The sequence below is a fragment of the Lentibacillus sp. Marseille-P4043 genome, from assembly GCF_900258515.1.
Lineage (GTDB): Bacteria > Bacillota > Bacilli > Bacillales > Amphibacillaceae > Lentibacillus_C.
In genome coordinates this window covers 1,969,094-1,985,750 of the sequence record NZ_LT984884.1, presented here as the reverse complement: position 1 = coordinate 1,985,750, position 16,657 = coordinate 1,969,094, and the positions used below count along the sequence as shown (strand labels likewise).

Below are 16,657 nucleotides of genomic sequence, written 5' to 3'. Positions count from 1 at the left end.
GACAACAAACCTGTCCCCATGTCCCACTCTAAAATACAGCAATACTTCCGTCTGTCCTGCTTTCTGTTCCGCCCATTAACACACCAGTTTCTGGGTTTCGCCAAATAATCTGACCTCGGCCAAAGCCGCCATTATCGCTAGCGTACTTTACGACATGGCCTTTTCTTTCCAAAGCTTGGGCAATATGCAAGGGGAATCCAGGTTCGAGCATAATAGTTTTGTCATTCATCCATTGCCATCTTGGTGCATCCAGTGCCGTCTGAGGATTTAAGCCAAAATCAACTGTATTCATTACGACCTGTAGATGCCCCTGTGGTTGCATGTATCCACCCATTACACCAAATGGACCCACTGCTTCGTTAGCCCTTGTTAAAAACCCAGGAATAATTGTGTTAAATGCTTTTTTTCCACCCGCCAATTTGTTCACGTGGTTGGGATCCATGGAAAAATTCTTCCCTCGATTTTGCAAGGCAATACCTGTTCCTGGTACAACAAGTCCAGAACCAAATCCCATATAGTTACTCTGAATGAATGATACCATATTTCCATCGCCATCTGCTGTAGCTAAATAAACAGTTCCACCACGAGGGGGTTCCTCTGCTTCTGGTTGTAATGCCTTTTCGCCAATAAGCTTACGTCTTGCATCAGCATAGGCTTCATTTAATAGATCTTCAGTAGCGACATGCATGCTTTTCTCTTCTGTAATATGTTTAAAACCATCAGCAAATGCTAATTTCATTGCCTCAATTTGTTTATGATATGTATCGACTGTTTCTTTTTCGGTAAAATCAAATCCTTTAGCAATATTTAACGCCATTAGTGCTGCAATTCCTTGCCCATTTGGTGGAATTTCCCAGACATCATAACCACGATAATGAACGGCTACAGGATCCACCCATTCTACCTGAAAGCTCGCTAAGTCTTCTGCTGTTAAAAAACCATTATATTTTTTAGAAAATGCTACAATTTCTTCAGCTAAAGCACCATGGTAAAAAGACTTTGCATTCGTATCACCAATTTCCTCAAGTGTATGGGCATGATCCTCTGATTTCCAAACATTACCTATTTGCGGTGCTCCGTTTTTAGCAAATGTTTCAAACCAGTATACATATTCTTCACTAGTTAAGCGCTCACTAAAAATGTCATACGCCCTTTTCCAGTACCTCCCTAAAACCGGTGTAATTGCAAACCCATTCCGTGCATATTCAATTGCCGGTTGTAGCACTTCCCTTAATGATAATTTTCCAAAGCGATCGGATAGTGCCGCCCATGTTGCAGGCACACCGGGAACTGTAACAGGTACAAACCCATATGTTGGGATTTCCTCATATCCAAGATCTTTTACAGCATCAATTGAAATGGATTTCGGCGATGGTCCGCTTCCGTTTATCCCGTATAATTTATCCTTCATCCAAACAATTGCAAATGCGTCACCGCCAATTCCATTTGACGTTGGCTCTACAACGGTTAAACACGCTGCTGTCGCAATTGCCGCATCTACTGCATTTCCGCCCTGTTTCAATATATCACGACCAGCCTCTGCAGCAAGTGGCTGTGACGTTGCTACCATCCCATTCTTGCTATACGTTGTCATGCGCTGGGATGGATACGGATTGTATAGGCTGTCTACCTTCATGATGATTTCCCCCTATTTTGAAAAGTAATAATAAGGAAAATTATATCATATCTGACTATTCATGAATATTTTAAACCATCAAAAAAGCCATCTCTACTTATAAGAGATGACTTTTCATTTTTCCTATTCACCTGTTCGTTTACTTACTATATAGTACAGATACAAGGTAACGGCCGCCATTGCGATAATCGAAGCAATTGGTCCAAAGATCGTATCATTCGGCAATGTTACACCTGCAGTCACAACCAGTGCGACAATGACTCCCATCAGTGCCTCACCAGCAATGTATCCTGATGCAAGTAGGATCCCACGTTCGCTTTTCTCTTTTAAAGCTTCTTTGTTTTTCGTACGGCGTGTAATGATGCCGCGGATAACTCCACCAAGCATAATCGGTGTTGTCAAATGAATTGGAAGGTAAAGACCAACTGCAAATGGCAGGGAGCCAATCCCAAATAATTCAACTACAGCCGCAATCGCCATACCAATAAAAATTAAGTTCCAAGGTAAGTCCCCATGCATAATTCCTTCAACGATCATCGACATCAAGACCGCCTGTGGTGCTGGCAACTCAGAAGAACCAAATCCATACGCATTATCTAGCAAAACCAGAATAAATCCGATTACGATACTTGTGACGAGCACCCCATAAAGTTGAGCAATTTGCTGCCACTTTGGCGTTGAACCCACGATGTAGCCGGTTTTTAAATCCTGTGATGTATCCCCAGCAATTGCTGCGGCAATACAAACGACAGCACCTATGATAATTGCTGTGACCATACCAGCTTGTCCACTTTGTCCAACAACACCCAAAATGAGGGAAATAAAAATAAGTGCCCCAATCGTTAGTCCGGAGACAGGATTTGATGAGCTACCAACAATTCCAACAATTCGCGATGAAACTGTTACGAAGAAAAATCCAAAAATAAGTAACAAGATCGCTCCGATTATACCAATTTCAATATGTGGGAAGAAAATTAAAATCCCGATAAACACAATTGTTAAAATAACGATGGCGGACATTGGAATGTCTTTATCCGTTCGTAAATCTTCCGTATCATTGGCGTCTTTATAACCTTTTACAGCACCAGTAAATGATGCAACGACCGTCGGCAATGTTTTAACAAGACCAACAATTCCACCAAATGCTACTGCACCAGCACCAATATAGCGCAAGTAATTTCCCCAAATGTCATGGAAATTCATTTCACTGATTGGTACTTCAGCAGGATATATAGCAGTATTGGCAAAATCACCGATATAACTGATTAATGGAATAATTCCCAACCAGCCAAGTACACCACCTGCAAGCATAAATGCAGCAATACGCGGACCAATGATAAATCCAACCCCTAACAATGAAGGAAGTATATCCATCCCAATCGCTGCATTTTTGAATTTATAAATTTCCCATTCAATCTCAGACGGAAAAGCTTTGACTGCATCTGTTAGAAATTTAAATAGTGCACCTATACCAAGTCCGCCAAAAATTAATTTTGCCCCTTTTCCACCTTCTTCACCAGCAACAAGCACCTCAGCACATGCCGTACCTTCTGGATATGGGAGTGTATCATGCTCATTAACAATTAATGCCCGGCGCAATGGAATCATCAATACAACACCTAAAATCCCACCTGCTAAGGCAATAATTGCAATTGTAGTCAAACTAGGCTGAAGCTGCCATATAAATAAAGCCGGCAATGTAAAAATAACCCCAGCAGCTAGTGATTCACCAGTTGAAGTGATGGTTTGTACAATATTGTTTTCTAGAATAGATGTCCGCTTCATGATAACCCGTAAAATTGCCATCGAAATAACTGCCGCTGGAATCGATGCGGAAACAGTCATCCCTACGATCAGACCTAAATACGCGTTGGCTGCACCAAAAACAATTGCCAAGACAGCACCGATAATCATTGCTGTAACCGTAAATTCAGGCCGTTTTTCTGAAGCAGGAACATATGGTTTGAAGCCTGAATTATTTGTTTCCTTTTTTGCCATTGTAACACCTTCCTTATGCGTTTCTAGTTGGATAAAATAAAGTGCTCTTAAATTATTACAAGTTTTCGACAATTAACAGTAGTAAAGTCTACAAGCATGCACCCTATTTCAAGTGTTTTCAATACTATCACAAATTATTTTTATTAGGAAGAATATTATCGAAATCAGAAAAGGAACTAACGTCACAGCCACATACACTTATTAGTTTAAACAGATCTTTGATTTTTACAAAGCAAATCGGATATTTTTACTATTAAGATATTACTCCCCACAAAAAAAACAAACCCGTAATGGATTTGCTTTAATTTAGAGTAATTTAACTAATGAATAAAATGCATCCTCATCGTTCTCATCTAACGCTTTATCAATCAACCTTTTTATATTTTGTTGTTCTAATTCATCCATAATTGCTTGATTATCCATGTTTGTGTCTATTGCCGTTTTATTTTCGTCCCCTATATAATACGGACCAGCAATGGTGTGTAGCTGAATCAAAAATTCCGGAAGATATATTAGATCAGCCATTGTGAATTGGATAATGCTTTTCCCTTTTTGAAAGGCAAATGTATCCCCCATATTTTTGATTCGTTTTGTTTTGCGATCAACTTTAATCTCCTTGGCCTTAACTGGAACGAATTCATATACTTCCTCGTCAACACATACCGCAAAATAGTTATATGCTAAAATCACATGGACATAATCTTTATCCACTTTAATATGGTACGGTTTCAATTCCTTTACAGTTACCATATAATTAACCCAACTCCTTTTTGAAATGTGCGAAAAATATTACTATTACAATACCCTGAGTTAAAAGAAATAAACCTCAATTTTTGAAAAAAATAGAGACACTCGTTAGAATGTCTCTGCCCAGTTGATTATAACCATTTTGTCAGCGAATAAAATGCCTGTTGATTTCGTTCATCGAGAGCCTTGTCAATTAATCGCATTATATTATTCTGTTCCAATTCATCAATAATGATAGCGATTTCATTTTTGTGTGTGTTTTTACTTTTTAATTCTTTATGATAATACGGTTGTGCAATTTTACGAATCTGAATCAAGAAATCAGGAAGGGATATTAGTTCAGTCATAGCAATGTGGATGATGTCCTTGCCTTTTTGGAATGCAAATTTATCCTCAATATTATCTACTTTTTGTGTTCGGCGGTTAATCCGAATTTCTTTTGCCTCAACTGGAACAAAATGATACAGTTGATCATGAATAACAATTGCGAAATACTGATACGCTAAAATCACACGTACATAATCATCATCTGCTTTTATATAGTAAGGCTTTAACATTTTAACAGTGACCATCCAACCACCTCCTAATTTTAATTATACTCATAATTTTCAGTTAACTAATTTTACAAGATTTTTAAATGGATTGCAAGGGTAAAATTTGGGAACGTTTCATTTTAATGATTTTTCCCGTCTGGTTTTAGCAAATGCCAGCTACTTAAAAATAGCTGGCATTGATGTATTAATAAAGCCCCATAACAACACTTTCTACAATTTTATGCAACTCTTTTTCATCTGGTTGCGTATATGCTGACTCAATTTGCTTCCGGTAACTTCCCGCCTTCTTTAAATTTTCAATTCCCTGTTTCATGTACGATTTATAGGTGCTGTTCGTTTTGTTAATTTCTTCCGCATACTTTTCATCCGTTCCAGGTGCAACCAGCTTCTCGTACAAGTCAATAATTTGATCGCCGTCGCGTTGTGGAAAAAATTCATGTGGATCAGTGCTATCAAATATACAAAAATCAAGTTCCCGAACAAGTACCATGTCAATACTATTTGGATCAAAACTGCAGTGGTACAATTCAATATCCAAGCCGAGATCTGTGCATGCTTTTGCTATTTTCTTCATAAAAATTGACTTCCCTGTTCCTGCACGACCTTTGATAAAATATACATTGGCAATAGTTTCAACAATCTCTGGGACAACATTTACTACACCATCAGATGTATTTGTACCAAAAAGGCGGCGATAGATGTATCCTCCCTTTTCTCGTTTCGGCTGAGACTTTAGGAGATCATCAATAAATTCAAGCGCAAGTTGATCGGCACGGTTAAAATCCATTTGGTTGATGTAAATTTCCTCTAGATTGTCATGGACTTTTAAACCGGTAGCGAAGTTTTTATAGGCTGCTTCGATGGCTGACTTTTCTTTATCTAAAAGACGATCATCAATGTTTTTCACTTCATAGTATTTTTTTAAATCAACATGTGCTACGTTATCAATGTTTGGATTGGGTTCTGCAATTACTGCAACAGACTCATCGCGCACAATCACACCATCTAAGTAGTCCTCCCCATGAACACTTTTTATAATTTCCAGGTTTGCCTGATTTTCATGGCGATTAATAAATTGTTTCATTACTGCAGTCTTAACTTTCAGCGATGGATGGTTTAAAGCAAAAACATGCTTTATGTTGGTTACGTTAGACGGCAAAAAATCTTGTAACCCTGACGCTGTATGACCATAAACATAATAATACGCTTTTTGCGACAAAGAAAAACACATCCTTCTTATTTAATTACTTCCTCTTGATTAATTTATGCATAAATGGGCAATTGTGAACCTCGATTTGTTATGGTTCTATAAATCTATTAATAATAATCCACTTCCAATAATACCCTAATTAAAAGACAATGTTCCACCATTTACAGACAAAAGCCATGCAGAGTACTTTCTCTCCACATGGCTCATCTACATTTTACGTTAATTCCGCTCGCTCTTCGTCTGAAAAAACTCGTGATCGTGTTAAAAATCGCTTCCCTTCAGGACCTTCTAGTGAAAACATGCCACCACGTCCATCTACTGCATCAATAATTAATTGGGTATGTTTCCAGTATTCGTATTGATCCTTGGACATATAAAATGGTGTATCACCAATCTCACCTAGTAAAATATCGGATTCACCAACCCTAAACTCATCGCGCGGATAACACATTGGCGAACTTCCATCACAACAACCTCCAGATTGATGAAACATTAACGGTCCGTGTATGTCTTTTAGTGTATTAATTAATGTCAGTGCCTCATCAGTAACCGTCACACGTTCAACCATTTTTTCACCTCCATTAACAATGGTGAGAAAACTCGGTATTTGCCTCGTCTATAACGGGTACCGAAGTTTTTCTTATACGTTGATCCTATTTTTAAAGGTGGATGAACCAATTTGTCACCCACCTACCCCCTGTAATACAAAGCGTCACCTATTAGAAAAGCCCTGCTGGACCTTCACTATAGCTTATTAGTAAGTTTTTCGTTTGTTGATAGTGGTCAAGCATCATCAAATGATTTTCTCGACCGATTCCTGATTTTTTATAGCCGCCAAATGCTGCGTGTGCTGGATATTGATGGTAACAATTTGTCCAGACCCGACCAGCTTCAATGCCGCGGCCAAAGCGATATGCGGTATTAATATTCCGCGTCCACACGCCAGCACCCAAACCGTACAATGTGTCATTGGCGATTTCCATTGCCTCTTCTTTGTCCTTAAACGTTGCAACGGATAGAACCGGTCCAAAAATTTCTTCTTGGAAAATCCGCATTTTATTATCACCTTTGAAAATGGTCGGCTCAATATAGTAACCATCAGCTAAATCATCATCTGCTAATTGATTCACATTACCACCAACAACGAGTTCCGCACCTTCTTGATTTCCAATATCCAAATATGATTTAATTTTTTCCATTTGTTCTTGTGATGCTTGAGCACCCATCATTGTTTCCGTGTCTAATGGATGACCGATCTTAATTTGGTTTACCCGTTCAACTGCCCGTTCCATAAATTTGTCGTAAATCGATTCATGCACAAGCGCACGAGATGGACAGGTACAAACTTCTCCCTGATTCAGTGCAAACATGACAAGCCCTTCAATTGCCTTGTCCAAAAATCCGTCATCTTCATCCATCACATCTTCAAAGAAAATATTTGGTGACTTTCCACCAAGTTCGAGTGTTACCGGAATGATATTTTCAGATGCGTATTGCATAATTAAACGCCCAGTCGTTGTTTCACCAGTGAAGGCCACTTTAGAGATGCGGCTGTTCGTTGCTAATGGCTTTCCAGCTTCAACACCGAAACCATTGACAACATTAACAACACCTGCAGGCAATAAGTCTTTTATCACGTCTAGTAATATATGAATCGATGCTGGTGTCTGTTCAGCAGGTTTTAAGACAACACAGTTCCCTGCAGCAAGTGCTGGTGCTAGTTTCCATGTTGCCATTAGAAGTGGAAAGTTCCATGGAATAATCTGCCCAACAACACCAAGCGGCTCATGGAAATGATAAGCTACTGTATCATTATCAATCTGGCTGATACCGCCTTCCTGTGCGCGGATTGCCCCGGCAAAATAGCGATAATGGTCAGCTGCCAATGGTAAATCGGCGGCAAGCGGTTCCCGTACAGCTTTTCCGTTATCCCACGTTTCTGCAACCGCAAGCATTTCCATATTTTCTTCGATTCGATCTGCAATTTTGTTTAAAATATTTGCTCGTTCAGCTACAGATGTTTTTCCCCACGCATCTTTTGCAGCGTATGCCGCTTCCACAGCAGCCTCCACATCTTCTTTATTCGATCTAGCAATCTCACAAAACACCTTACCAGTAACAGGACTCACATTTTCAAAATACTTTCCACTTGCCGGTGCCTTGTACTCTCCTCCAATAAAATTATCATACCGCTCCTTAAAATGTACCTTGGCACCTTCTGTATTCGGGTTAGCATATCTCATTACTTCATTCCTCCTTATATGTTTTGGTAACGCTTACAAAGAGATTGATAGAAATGCCTTGCTATATAACTATCTATTTTAGAGTATACCAGTGTATTAGCAATTATTCCAATAATTTGATAATATTTTGTTTTCCATTTGCTTCGTCTATCATATTTTGAATGAATGAATTTTTATCTTGAAGTTCAAAAAAAGGGCAAAAAAACAAACCCTATTAATAGAGTTTGTTTATAGCTGCTGAAGCTGATCCTTTTCGATATATAAAAAAGATGCCAAAACAGACATCTCAAACAAAATATATATGAACATAAAAAAAAGAGCTTGCTTCAAATTATAAACCTTTAAGAAAAAGCTTCAGCAAATCATCCATTCATTGTTTCAATTCTGGAAGCATGCGAACTTCCTGCTCCATTTTGGAATGGCATAACGGACATTCTGGCTCTTCATTAAAGCTGTACGACTCACGCATCCAACCTTGACAATCTTCACTTGTACAAGACCAGACATTTGTTTCCACTTCCTGAACCGGTTCTTTAGGTCCACGTGAAAATGACATGATAGCAACCCCTTTCATGGTACTCTTATTATTATACTCCTTTCTAGCACACAAAGAAAGGGCAGACAACCATTCCAGTTAAGATTGATTGAATCTCCTGGAAAAGTTACATTCATTAATAAGGATTTACCAATAATAATGATTTTATACAAGGCTCTTTTCGTAATATTTGCTGCTATTTATATTTCGTAGTTGATATATAATGCGACACAATGACGGTTATTTTTTGTGACGCTTCCTCTCACTCTAACGTGGGTTGAGTGGTTGAACCCGAGCGCTAGAACATCAACCCGAAACGCGGAAACATCGACCCAAGAACGAGAACATCAACCCGAAACGCGGAAACATCAACCCAAGAGCGAGAACATCAACCCGAAACGCGGAACATCGACCCAGGAACAAGAACATCAACCCGAAACGCGGAAACATCAACCCAAGAGCGAGAACATCAACCCGAAACGTAGAAACATCGACCCAAGAACGAGAACATCAACCCGAAACGTAGAAACATCGACCCGAAATCGTGAACATCGACCCGAAATCGTGAAACATCGTCCCGAAAGCAGAACATCGGCGCGAGTGCGAAAACATCAGCCTGATCAAGATTCCGGCGGTGAGCAATTCTATAGTTATGTCACATTATATATCTATTGTGTAGAAGCAACAATCTAAACAACCTATACAAAAAGTGGATTTTCTGGCATTCAGCTGAAAATCCACTCCAATCTTTTATAGCACAAATCGTCGAATCGCGTTTGCAACTCCATCTTGATTGTTTGTATCTGTCACAAAATAAGCAGCCTGTTTAACCGCCTCCTGTGCATTCCCCATAGCAACGCCAATTCCGGCTTGTTGGATCATTTTGATATCATTTAAACTATCACCAACAGCCATTACATTATCCATTGTGATACCAATCCGCTCGCAAACAGAGGCAAGCGCGTTTGCCTTATTGACGCCAATCGGGTTAATTTCCACGTTTGTTGGCATTGAATTGGTTAACTCTAATTCCTCATGATGGGAAAGTTTCTTTACAAGGCTGTCTAATTTGGCTTTATCATGGGAATCAAAGCCAATTTTAAGCCATTCATGATCATAAAAATTTTCCGGACGAGCGTCATACCATACATTATCAGTGGAAACCATCCAACTGGCCAACTCATTTTCTGCTCCTAATTCCCACATCATTTCCATCAATTTTGCATCAATTAAGTGACGCTCAAGCAACTCGTTATGTACAGTCCAGATTTCACCACCATTAACTGTTACCAAATAGGACGACAAATTTAATGAATCGGCAAATGGCTTGCACGAACCAAGCCAACGCCCAGTGCTCAACACCACATGCACATCATTGGCTAACGCCTTCTTAATCACTTGACGTGTTTGATCCGTAATTTTGTGTTCACTCGTTAATAAAGTACCATCCATATCTAAGGCCACCAATTTAATTTCATGCTTTTTTTCCATTATTTACACACTCCTGCTCACAATATTTATCTTACTTCAGTCTCTCGAACACCCCGGTCATATAAATAGGTTGTTAAAAACGGAATGAACAAGAGAAAAAGTAATACAAAAAATAACAATTGAATATTAAATACATCCACAATCAATCCACCAAACACCGGTCCAATCATTCGGCCCGCTGCAGCTACACTATTTACAAATCCTTGGTAAAAACCTGCTCGTCCTTTTGGTGCAAGCTCACTGGCGATAGTTGGAACTGCTGGCCACATTAGCATTTCTCCCACTGTCAAAATAACCATCGCAACCGCAAACATCGTGAATTCCTCTGCGAACATTGCAATTAGAAATGAAATAAACAAAATGGAGTTACCAATATAAATGTGCTTTTTTTGCGATGTGATTTTAGTCGTAATCCATTTTACCAATGGCTGACCAAGCACAATGAGGAATCCATTAATTGCCCAGAGTGTACTATATAAATCCAGTGGAATTCCAATGTCCTGTGTATGGGACGCGATCGTTGACTGCCATTGACTATACGCAATCCACGCCACAAAAAGCCCGCCACACAAAATAATTAACGCGATAAATGCTGATTTGTTCTTAATCTTTCCGCTTTGCTCAATGATCGTTGTATTCATTTGCGGATCACGCCGGTTATCCATACTTCTAAACGCAACGAGCACAATGATAAAAAATACCGCAAATAACGAGGCATTTGCAATGAAGATATAATTAAATGAAACGTTCGCTACGTAACCACCGATCGTCGCGCCAAGGGCAACACCTAAATTTTGGGCTACATAAATCGCATTAAACGCCCGGCGTCCGCCATCAGGCCATACTGAACCCGCCATTGCAAACATCACTGGCCAAGTAATCCCAGTACCAAATCCAATCAAAACGAGTAAAATGGAATACGGTAAAATGCTATGGTTAAACGATAGAAAAACCGCCGAACTCATTGCTAAACCTGTCCCATAAAGGATCGTCTTATACGCACTGAATTTGTCAAATAATACCCCGCCAATTAAGTTACCAGCGATTGACGCGGCCTGGTTAAACATTAAAATAACCCCGGCAAAAGCTAAACTTTTACCGAGCTCATTATGCATATAAATCGTATTCAGCGGCCACAAAAACGAAGCTCCTGTAACATTGACGGTCGTCGCAATTACGAGCACCCAAATAAACTTAGGCACACCCCTCATCTCACCTTCTGTACATTCTCGATTAGACTATTTTAAGCTATTTCAGGTGACGAATCAATCGGAATGTTGAGGGAGAATTTTTGAAAAGCTATTACACTCACTTCAGTCGATTCATCTGGATCATAAATACAATAATGGTGATTAATGGAACTGCTACCACAACGAGGGTAAACCATACTCCCAATGTAGGAACAGCTCTTGCTGATTGCACCATTTCCCAAGCTATATAAGTAAAAATTGCTACAGTCTCAAAATTAACTACAGTCATGAATAAACGTGCTTTTGGATACAAACGCGGTGCATTTTCCTCCGTGACCTTTACCGTATAATTGAAGATGTGTGGAGCTTTACTCAGAAAATACATTGGTAAAAAGCAGACAAAGGTAGCAATACCAGGCATTAGAAAAATAATTGCCTTGTTTCCCCAGCCATTCGCTTCACCTTTGGCATTGAAATGCGTCGGTATCGTCTCTGGTAAACTAGCATATGCTTGCACAACATATATAATAGAGCTCACAAGCAATATTACTGATAGTAAATTGAACAATTTCTCCCACTTACTAGCCGGCACATCAATTTTGGGATGATCACCCATTCAACTCACCTTTTCCAAATATATTTTAAGTCACTCATTCAAACACGTAATGGCGATTCTTATTGCTTTTACCAGATCTTCTTGCGACCAGCTTGGTAGACTTTTTTCTAAAGCAAGTGCGTGTGAAGCTGGAACATGGATAAACCCCGCCTTACCATCCAAGTTGTTTACACGATAATAATGTAAGGCATGATACATGACATTATTGCATAAATATGTACCAGCTGTATTAGATATTTTTGCTGGAAGTCCAGCTTCCTTCATGGACTGAATCATTGCATATATCGGCAAAGTCGAGAAATAAGCATCAGGTCCTTCCGTAAAAATCCGCTCACCCTTAGGCTCATACCCACGATTATCTTTTGGACCATCATTACAGTTAATCGCCACTCGTTCAGGTGTAATACAATGACGACCACCAGCAAGCCCTAATGCAATCACGGCATCCGGTCTGTGCTGTTTCATTTTTTCAATCATTTCTGTCCCTGATTGATTAAAATCAACTGTCAAAACTTCACTTGTAATCTCGTAATCATTAATTTTAACCCCATTTAATTCATTTACAATATCTGCAGTTGGATTAATTGGAAACTCCAAAAAGGGTTCAAATCCTGTTAGTAACAACTTTTTCAAACAATCACTCCTTGTGTTTATATGCGGCAGCTCGCGCCGATGTTCTCGCTTTCGGGACGATGTTTCCTCCCTCGCGCCGATGTTTCTGCTCTCGCGCCGATGTTCTCGCTTTCGGGACGATGTTTCCTCCCTCGCGCCGATGTTTCTTCTCTCGCGCCGATGTTCTTGCTTTCGGGACGATGTTTCCTCCCTCGCGCCGATGCTCTTGCTTTCGGGACGATGTTTCTTCTCTCGCGCCGATGTTCTTGCTTTCGGGACGATGTTTTCTCCCTCGAGCCGATGTTCTCGCTTTCGGGACGATGTTTCCTCCCTCGCGCCGATGTTCTCGCTTTCGGGACGATGTTTCTCCCTCGCGCCGATGTTCTCGCTTTCGCGCCGATGTTTCCTCTCTCGCGCCGATGTTCTCGCTTTCGGGACGATGTTTCCTCTCTCGAGCCGATGTTCTTGCTTTCGGGACGATGTTTCCTCCCTCGCGCCGATGTTCTCGCTTTCGGGACGATGTTTCTGCTCTCGCGCCGATGTTCTCGCTTTCGGGACGATGTTTCCTCTCTCGCGCCGATGCTCTCGCTTTCGGGACGATGTTTCCTCTCTCGCGCCGATGTTCTCGCTTTCGGGACGATGTTTCCTCCCTCGCGCCGATGTTCTCGCTTTCGGGACGATGTTTCCTCTCTCGCGCCGATGTTCTCATCCGATGGAAAGCAAAATCAGGTTTCAATTGTTACCTTTGGCCAATAGGTCTGCCAATTTTTCTTGGTCATGCGTTGATGGTAGAACATCATTAGTTCTGGATGCTCTTGAAAATATGGTGTTGGTTTTACATACATATTAACAACGTCACTTATCCCATATGGTGCGATTAAGGTAATGTCATTTTGCTCATCCAGTTTAACCCCTAGTGATGTTGCCGTTTCTGGGAATTTGGCGATGGCGTCCTCAGACGATTTATACGGCGGAATATGATTAACGACATGCATGCGGGCCTCATTTTTTACAGACCATGGAAAGATAGAGTTGGCCTCTTTCAAAGCGTTTTCCCACTGTTTTTCTTCCGTTTCATTACTATTTTCCTCATCAAAGTAAATCACATCAACGTCTTGAATAGCTGTTCTTTGCTTGTATTCATGCAACACATCCCAAATCTTTGCCCGAACAAATCCTGCACAAATCCACCAATCAGGTAACTTCAGTGATTGTACCGAATGTAGAGCTTCCATCATCCAAGGGTCTTCTTTTATCATTTGAATGATAGCTTGTTCGTTTGTAATCATCACTTCATTCTCCTAACCCATGGCGAAATTTTTCCAAACAAAATAAAAAGGATTCCATTTCTATTGCCCGCTGTTGGGCCTTGGCAACTGAGATCGAGTGGAAGCGAATTGTTCCTTGTGGTGGAAGCTGCGCAACTTTTGGTAAATCACAGGAAATCACAGTGCCAATCCGGGGATAACCACCTGTCGTTTGGCGGTCAGCCATCAGGATAATAGGTTGTCCATTTGGTGGAATCTGGATACCGCCAAATGGAGTAGCATCAGACCAAATTTCCCCCAACGGTTCAATTTTCGCATTTTTAGCCTGCAGACAGTAACCCATTCGATTTGAATTGGCACCAACTGTATAAGCTGTTTGGAAAAAAATCTTTCGGTCCCGTTCAGTGAAATAATCCGAATGCGGACCCTCAATAACGGCAACATCTATTGACTTTTTGTACAGTGGAATCGAATGATTGGCCAACCCAATTCCTGGACGATTTATCGTATGATATCCATCGATTGTTTCACCTTTTTTGAGTATCTCTCCGAAGCCGCTATTGCTATCTGTTGACTTGCTTTCAAAGTTAATCGGTACTTCAAAGCCTCCTGCAACGGCAATATAGGAACGAACGCCTGACTGATGCCTGCCAAATGTCAAACAATCGCCTTTTTTCATATAAAATGATTTCCACATTGGAACTGATCTACCATTAACCATAGGCTGCAAATCTGCTCCCGTAATTGCCAAGGTAACCTGCTGGCATGCCTCTAATTCTGGCCCAATTAACGTGACCTCCAAACATGCATCATCGCGCGGATTTCCAATCAGGATATTGGCTATTTGAAGCGCAAATGTGTCCATTGCACCAGAAACTGGAACTCCGAAACGCTGATACCCTGTGCGTCCCATATCTTGAAATGTTGTCAGCACACCTGGTTTATGTATTTTAAAAATTTCCTTACTTGGCATGACTTTTCCCCCGTTTTAACAGTTGCTTAACATGGATTTTTGGATAACACTTCCAATTCTCACTTATCTTCCAATAGCGCGAACCGTTATCCCACTATCTCTCAGTGCCCCGTGCAATCTTTTGGCAAATGTTACAGCATTTCCCCCATCGCCATGCACACACACAGTATCAGCCGCGATTCCAACAAAATCTCCATCAACCGCCTCAACCGCACCATCATGTACCATTTTCTCTACTTGTGCGACTGCATCGTCAACATTGTCAATCAGTGCACCAGCTTCCCTTCGTGGTGTCAAACTGCCATCATGTTGATACGTTCGATCAGCAAAAACCTCTGATGCAACGCGGAGTCCAAGTTTCCGACCAGCTGTTAGCAGTTCGCCACCAGCTAATCCATATAAAAGTAATGTGGAGTCAACATCATAGACTGCCTTGGCAATGGCACCCGCTGCCTCTTTATCTCGTGCTGCCAGATTATATAGAGCTCCATGTGGCTTCACATGCTGTATTTTCACATCATGAATGGTACAGAAGGCTTGCAACCCACCAATTTGATAGACAACCATTTGATAGATTTCATTAGGAGAGAAATCGATCATCCGCCGACCAAATCCTGCTAGATCAGGAAACCCAGGATGGGCGCCGACTCCCACGCCATGTTTTTTTGCCAATTTGACAGTCCGATCCATCACATTCGGATCCCCTGCATGCGCCCCACAGGCAATGTTCGCAGACGTAATATAGTTCATCAACTCTGCATCAGCACCGATTGTATAAGGACCAAAACTTTCGCCCATGTCACAATTCAAGTCAATTTCCAAGTCAAGTCCTCCTTGCTATTTTTCCGAAATCTTCACGTCAAACGTTCCAGCAGCTACTTCCTTTTCAATTTCCGCAAAAGCTTCCTGTGACACTTCATAAAACCGGACATAACTACCAGCCTGCAACAAAAATTCCTGATTAACTTGATCAAATAAAGTTAATGGCGTTTTTCCAATAATATTCCAGCCACCAGGAGATCCCATCGGGTAAATTCCCGTCTGTTCATGGGCAATACCAACCGCACCAGCGAACACCGATTGACGTGGTTGATCAAGCCGTGGTGTAGCAATTTTACGATCCATTCCACCAAGATAAGGAAAGCCCGGTAAAAATCCTAACATGTAGACAAGGTAGTCATTATTTCGGTGAATCGCAATGACATCTTCAATGGATAATTGATTAAACGTCGCCACACGATCTAGATCAGGGCCATATTCATCACCATACAAAACCGGAATATGGACGAGCTTAGATGAGACCCTTAAATCTGGCTGTATGGTTGATGCTACTCGCGAGACTCTTTCGCAAATTTCTTGATATGTAATCCGGTTAATCTGATAATAAATAGTCACTGAATCAAAACCTGGCACCAATTCCATAAGATACTCTTGCAATGCGTTTTCTAATTCCCGGCAAAATGCTTTAATCTTGGCATTTAATTTTGGTGAAACTATTTCCTCAAACTGAACGATTATCGCATTATCTCCAACAGACTTTATCACAAAATCCATAGATGACGCCTCCGAAATATATTCTATTAC

At 40.7% G+C, this 16,657-nt stretch carries 18 protein-coding genes; 1 reads left to right on the top strand and 17 read right to left on the bottom strand.

What is annotated here, in order from left to right; genetic code table 11:
• Window positions 1–28: 28 nt before the first annotated feature.
• The 8 genes from C8270_RS09620 to C8270_RS09585 all read right to left on the bottom strand — a co-directional run bounded on the left by C8270_RS09620 (window position 29) and on the right by C8270_RS09585 (window position 8,944).
• Complete coding sequence (locus C8270_RS09620) at window positions 29–1,636, bottom strand: gamma-glutamyltransferase family protein (RefSeq protein WP_106496620.1); 1,608 nt, start codon at window positions 1,634–1,636, stop codon at window positions 29–31.
• A gap of 123 nt (window positions 1,637–1,759) precedes the next feature.
• Window positions 1,760–3,634, bottom strand: a complete 1,875-nt coding sequence (locus tag C8270_RS09615; RefSeq protein ID WP_106496619.1) for an OPT family oligopeptide transporter — start codon at window positions 3,632–3,634, stop codon at window positions 1,760–1,762.
• A 306-nt stretch (window positions 3,635–3,940) separates the two neighbouring features.
• Window positions 3,941–4,384, bottom strand: a complete 444-nt coding sequence (locus tag C8270_RS09610; protein ID WP_106496618.1) for an IDEAL domain-containing protein — start codon at window positions 4,382–4,384, stop codon at window positions 3,941–3,943.
• Between the two features lie 128 nt (window positions 4,385–4,512).
• On the bottom strand, window positions 4,513–4,953 hold the full coding sequence (locus C8270_RS09605) for an IDEAL domain-containing protein (RefSeq protein WP_106496617.1): 441 nt from the start codon (window positions 4,951–4,953) through the stop codon (window positions 4,513–4,515).
• A gap of 166 nt (window positions 4,954–5,119) precedes the next feature.
• Complete coding sequence (locus C8270_RS09600) at window positions 5,120–6,154, bottom strand: hypothetical protein (RefSeq protein WP_234028532.1); 1,035 nt, start codon at window positions 6,152–6,154, stop codon at window positions 5,120–5,122.
• A 205-nt stretch (window positions 6,155–6,359) separates the two neighbouring features.
• Window positions 6,360–6,713: a DUF779 domain-containing protein gene (locus C8270_RS09595; RefSeq protein WP_106496615.1), complete on the bottom strand. Its 354-nt coding sequence runs from the start codon at window positions 6,711–6,713 to the stop codon at window positions 6,360–6,362.
• Between the two features lie 151 nt (window positions 6,714–6,864).
• A complete protein-coding gene (gene exaC / locus C8270_RS09590; protein WP_106496614.1) occupies window positions 6,865–8,388 on the bottom strand; it encodes an acetaldehyde dehydrogenase ExaC in 1,524 nt (507 codons plus the stop codon).
• 370 nt (window positions 8,389–8,758) lie between these two features.
• Complete coding sequence (locus tag C8270_RS09585) at window positions 8,759–8,944, bottom strand: cold-shock protein (RefSeq protein ID WP_106496613.1); 186 nt, start codon at window positions 8,942–8,944, stop codon at window positions 8,759–8,761.
• 264 nt (window positions 8,945–9,208) lie between these two features.
• Here C8270_RS09585 and C8270_RS19955 point away from each other — a divergent pair, with 264 nt between their 5' ends.
• Window positions 9,209–9,616 carry a hypothetical protein gene (locus C8270_RS19955; RefSeq protein WP_158701686.1) on the top strand — a complete coding sequence of 136 codons (408 nt, stop codon included), beginning with the start codon at window positions 9,209–9,211 and terminating at the stop codon, window positions 9,614–9,616.
• A 57-nt stretch (window positions 9,617–9,673) separates the two neighbouring features.
• Here C8270_RS19955 and C8270_RS09580 read toward each other — a convergent pair whose 3' ends face one another.
• The 9 genes from C8270_RS09580 to pxpB all read right to left on the bottom strand — a co-directional run bounded on the left by C8270_RS09580 (window position 9,674) and on the right by pxpB (window position 16,627).
• Complete coding sequence (locus tag C8270_RS09580) at window positions 9,674–10,414, bottom strand: Cof-type HAD-IIB family hydrolase (RefSeq protein WP_106496612.1); 741 nt, start codon at window positions 10,412–10,414, stop codon at window positions 9,674–9,676.
• 26 nt (window positions 10,415–10,440) lie between these two features.
• On the bottom strand, window positions 10,441–11,616 hold the full coding sequence (locus C8270_RS09575) for an MDR family MFS transporter (RefSeq protein ID WP_199794668.1): 1,176 nt from the start codon (window positions 11,614–11,616) through the stop codon (window positions 10,441–10,443).
• A gap of 106 nt (window positions 11,617–11,722) precedes the next feature.
• Window positions 11,723–12,220: a DUF1648 domain-containing protein gene (locus C8270_RS09570; protein WP_106496610.1), complete on the bottom strand. Its 498-nt coding sequence runs from the start codon at window positions 12,218–12,220 to the stop codon at window positions 11,723–11,725.
• A gap of 30 nt (window positions 12,221–12,250) precedes the next feature.
• Window positions 12,251–12,853 (bottom strand): pyroglutamyl-peptidase I, encoded by a 603-nt coding sequence (gene pcp / locus C8270_RS09565; protein ID WP_106496609.1) that lies wholly within the window; start codon window positions 12,851–12,853, stop codon window positions 12,251–12,253.
• A 4-nt stretch (window positions 12,854–12,857) separates the two neighbouring features.
• Entirely contained in the window at window positions 12,858–13,568 is a 711-nt protein-coding gene (locus tag C8270_RS09560) for a hypothetical protein (protein WP_106496608.1), read from the bottom strand.
• A complete protein-coding gene (locus C8270_RS09555) occupies window positions 13,558–14,124 on the bottom strand; it encodes a nucleotidyltransferase family protein (protein WP_106496607.1) in 567 nt (188 codons plus the stop codon). Before C8270_RS09555 ends, C8270_RS09560 begins: the two co-directional genes overlap by 11 nt.
• 1 nt (window position 14,125) lies before the next feature.
• Complete coding sequence (locus C8270_RS09550; RefSeq protein ID WP_106496606.1) at window positions 14,126–15,073, bottom strand: biotin-dependent carboxyltransferase family protein; 948 nt, start codon at window positions 15,071–15,073, stop codon at window positions 14,126–14,128.
• 63 nt (window positions 15,074–15,136) lie between these two features.
• Entirely contained in the window at window positions 15,137–15,895 is a 759-nt protein-coding gene (locus C8270_RS09545) for a LamB/YcsF family protein (RefSeq protein ID WP_267894845.1), read from the bottom strand.
• Window positions 15,896–15,910: 15 nt separating this feature from the next.
• Entirely contained in the window at window positions 15,911–16,627 is a 717-nt protein-coding gene (pxpB, locus tag C8270_RS09540; RefSeq protein WP_106496605.1) for a 5-oxoprolinase subunit PxpB, read from the bottom strand.
• Between the last annotated feature and the right edge of the window lie 30 nt (window positions 16,628–16,657).

Bases quoted from the DNA above. Each gene is read 5' to 3' on its own strand.
- C8270_RS09620 (WP_106496620.1), bottom strand. From the start codon at position 1,636: ATGAAGGTAGACAGCCTATACAATCCGTATCCATCCCAGCGCATGACA.
- C8270_RS09615 (WP_106496619.1), bottom strand. From the start codon at position 3,634: ATGGCAAAAAAGGAAACAAATAATTCAGGCTTCAAACCATATGTTCCT.
- C8270_RS09610 (WP_106496618.1), bottom strand. From the start codon at position 4,384: ATGGTAACTGTAAAGGAATTGAAACCGTACCATATTAAAGTGGATAAA.
- C8270_RS09605 (WP_106496617.1), bottom strand. From the start codon at position 4,953: ATGGTCACTGTTAAAATGTTAAAGCCTTACTATATAAAAGCAGATGAT.
- C8270_RS09595 (WP_106496615.1), bottom strand. From the start codon at position 6,713: ATGGTTGAACGTGTGACGGTTACTGATGAGGCACTGACATTAATTAAT.
- exaC (WP_106496614.1), bottom strand. From the start codon at position 8,388: ATGAGATATGCTAACCCGAATACAGAAGGTGCCAAGGTACATTTTAAG.
- C8270_RS09585 (WP_106496613.1), bottom strand. From the start codon at position 8,944: ATGTCATTTTCACGTGGACCTAAAGAACCGGTTCAGGAAGTGGAAACA.
- C8270_RS09580 (WP_106496612.1), bottom strand. From the start codon at position 10,414: ATGGAAAAAAAGCATGAAATTAAATTGGTGGCCTTAGATATGGATGGT.
- C8270_RS09570 (WP_106496610.1), bottom strand. From the start codon at position 12,220: ATGGGTGATCATCCCAAAATTGATGTGCCGGCTAGTAAGTGGGAGAAA.
- C8270_RS09550 (WP_106496606.1), bottom strand. From the start codon at position 15,073: ATGCCAAGTAAGGAAATTTTTAAAATACATAAACCAGGTGTGCTGACA.
- pxpB (WP_106496605.1), bottom strand. From the start codon at position 16,627: ATGGATTTTGTGATAAAGTCTGTTGGAGATAATGCGATAATCGTTCAG.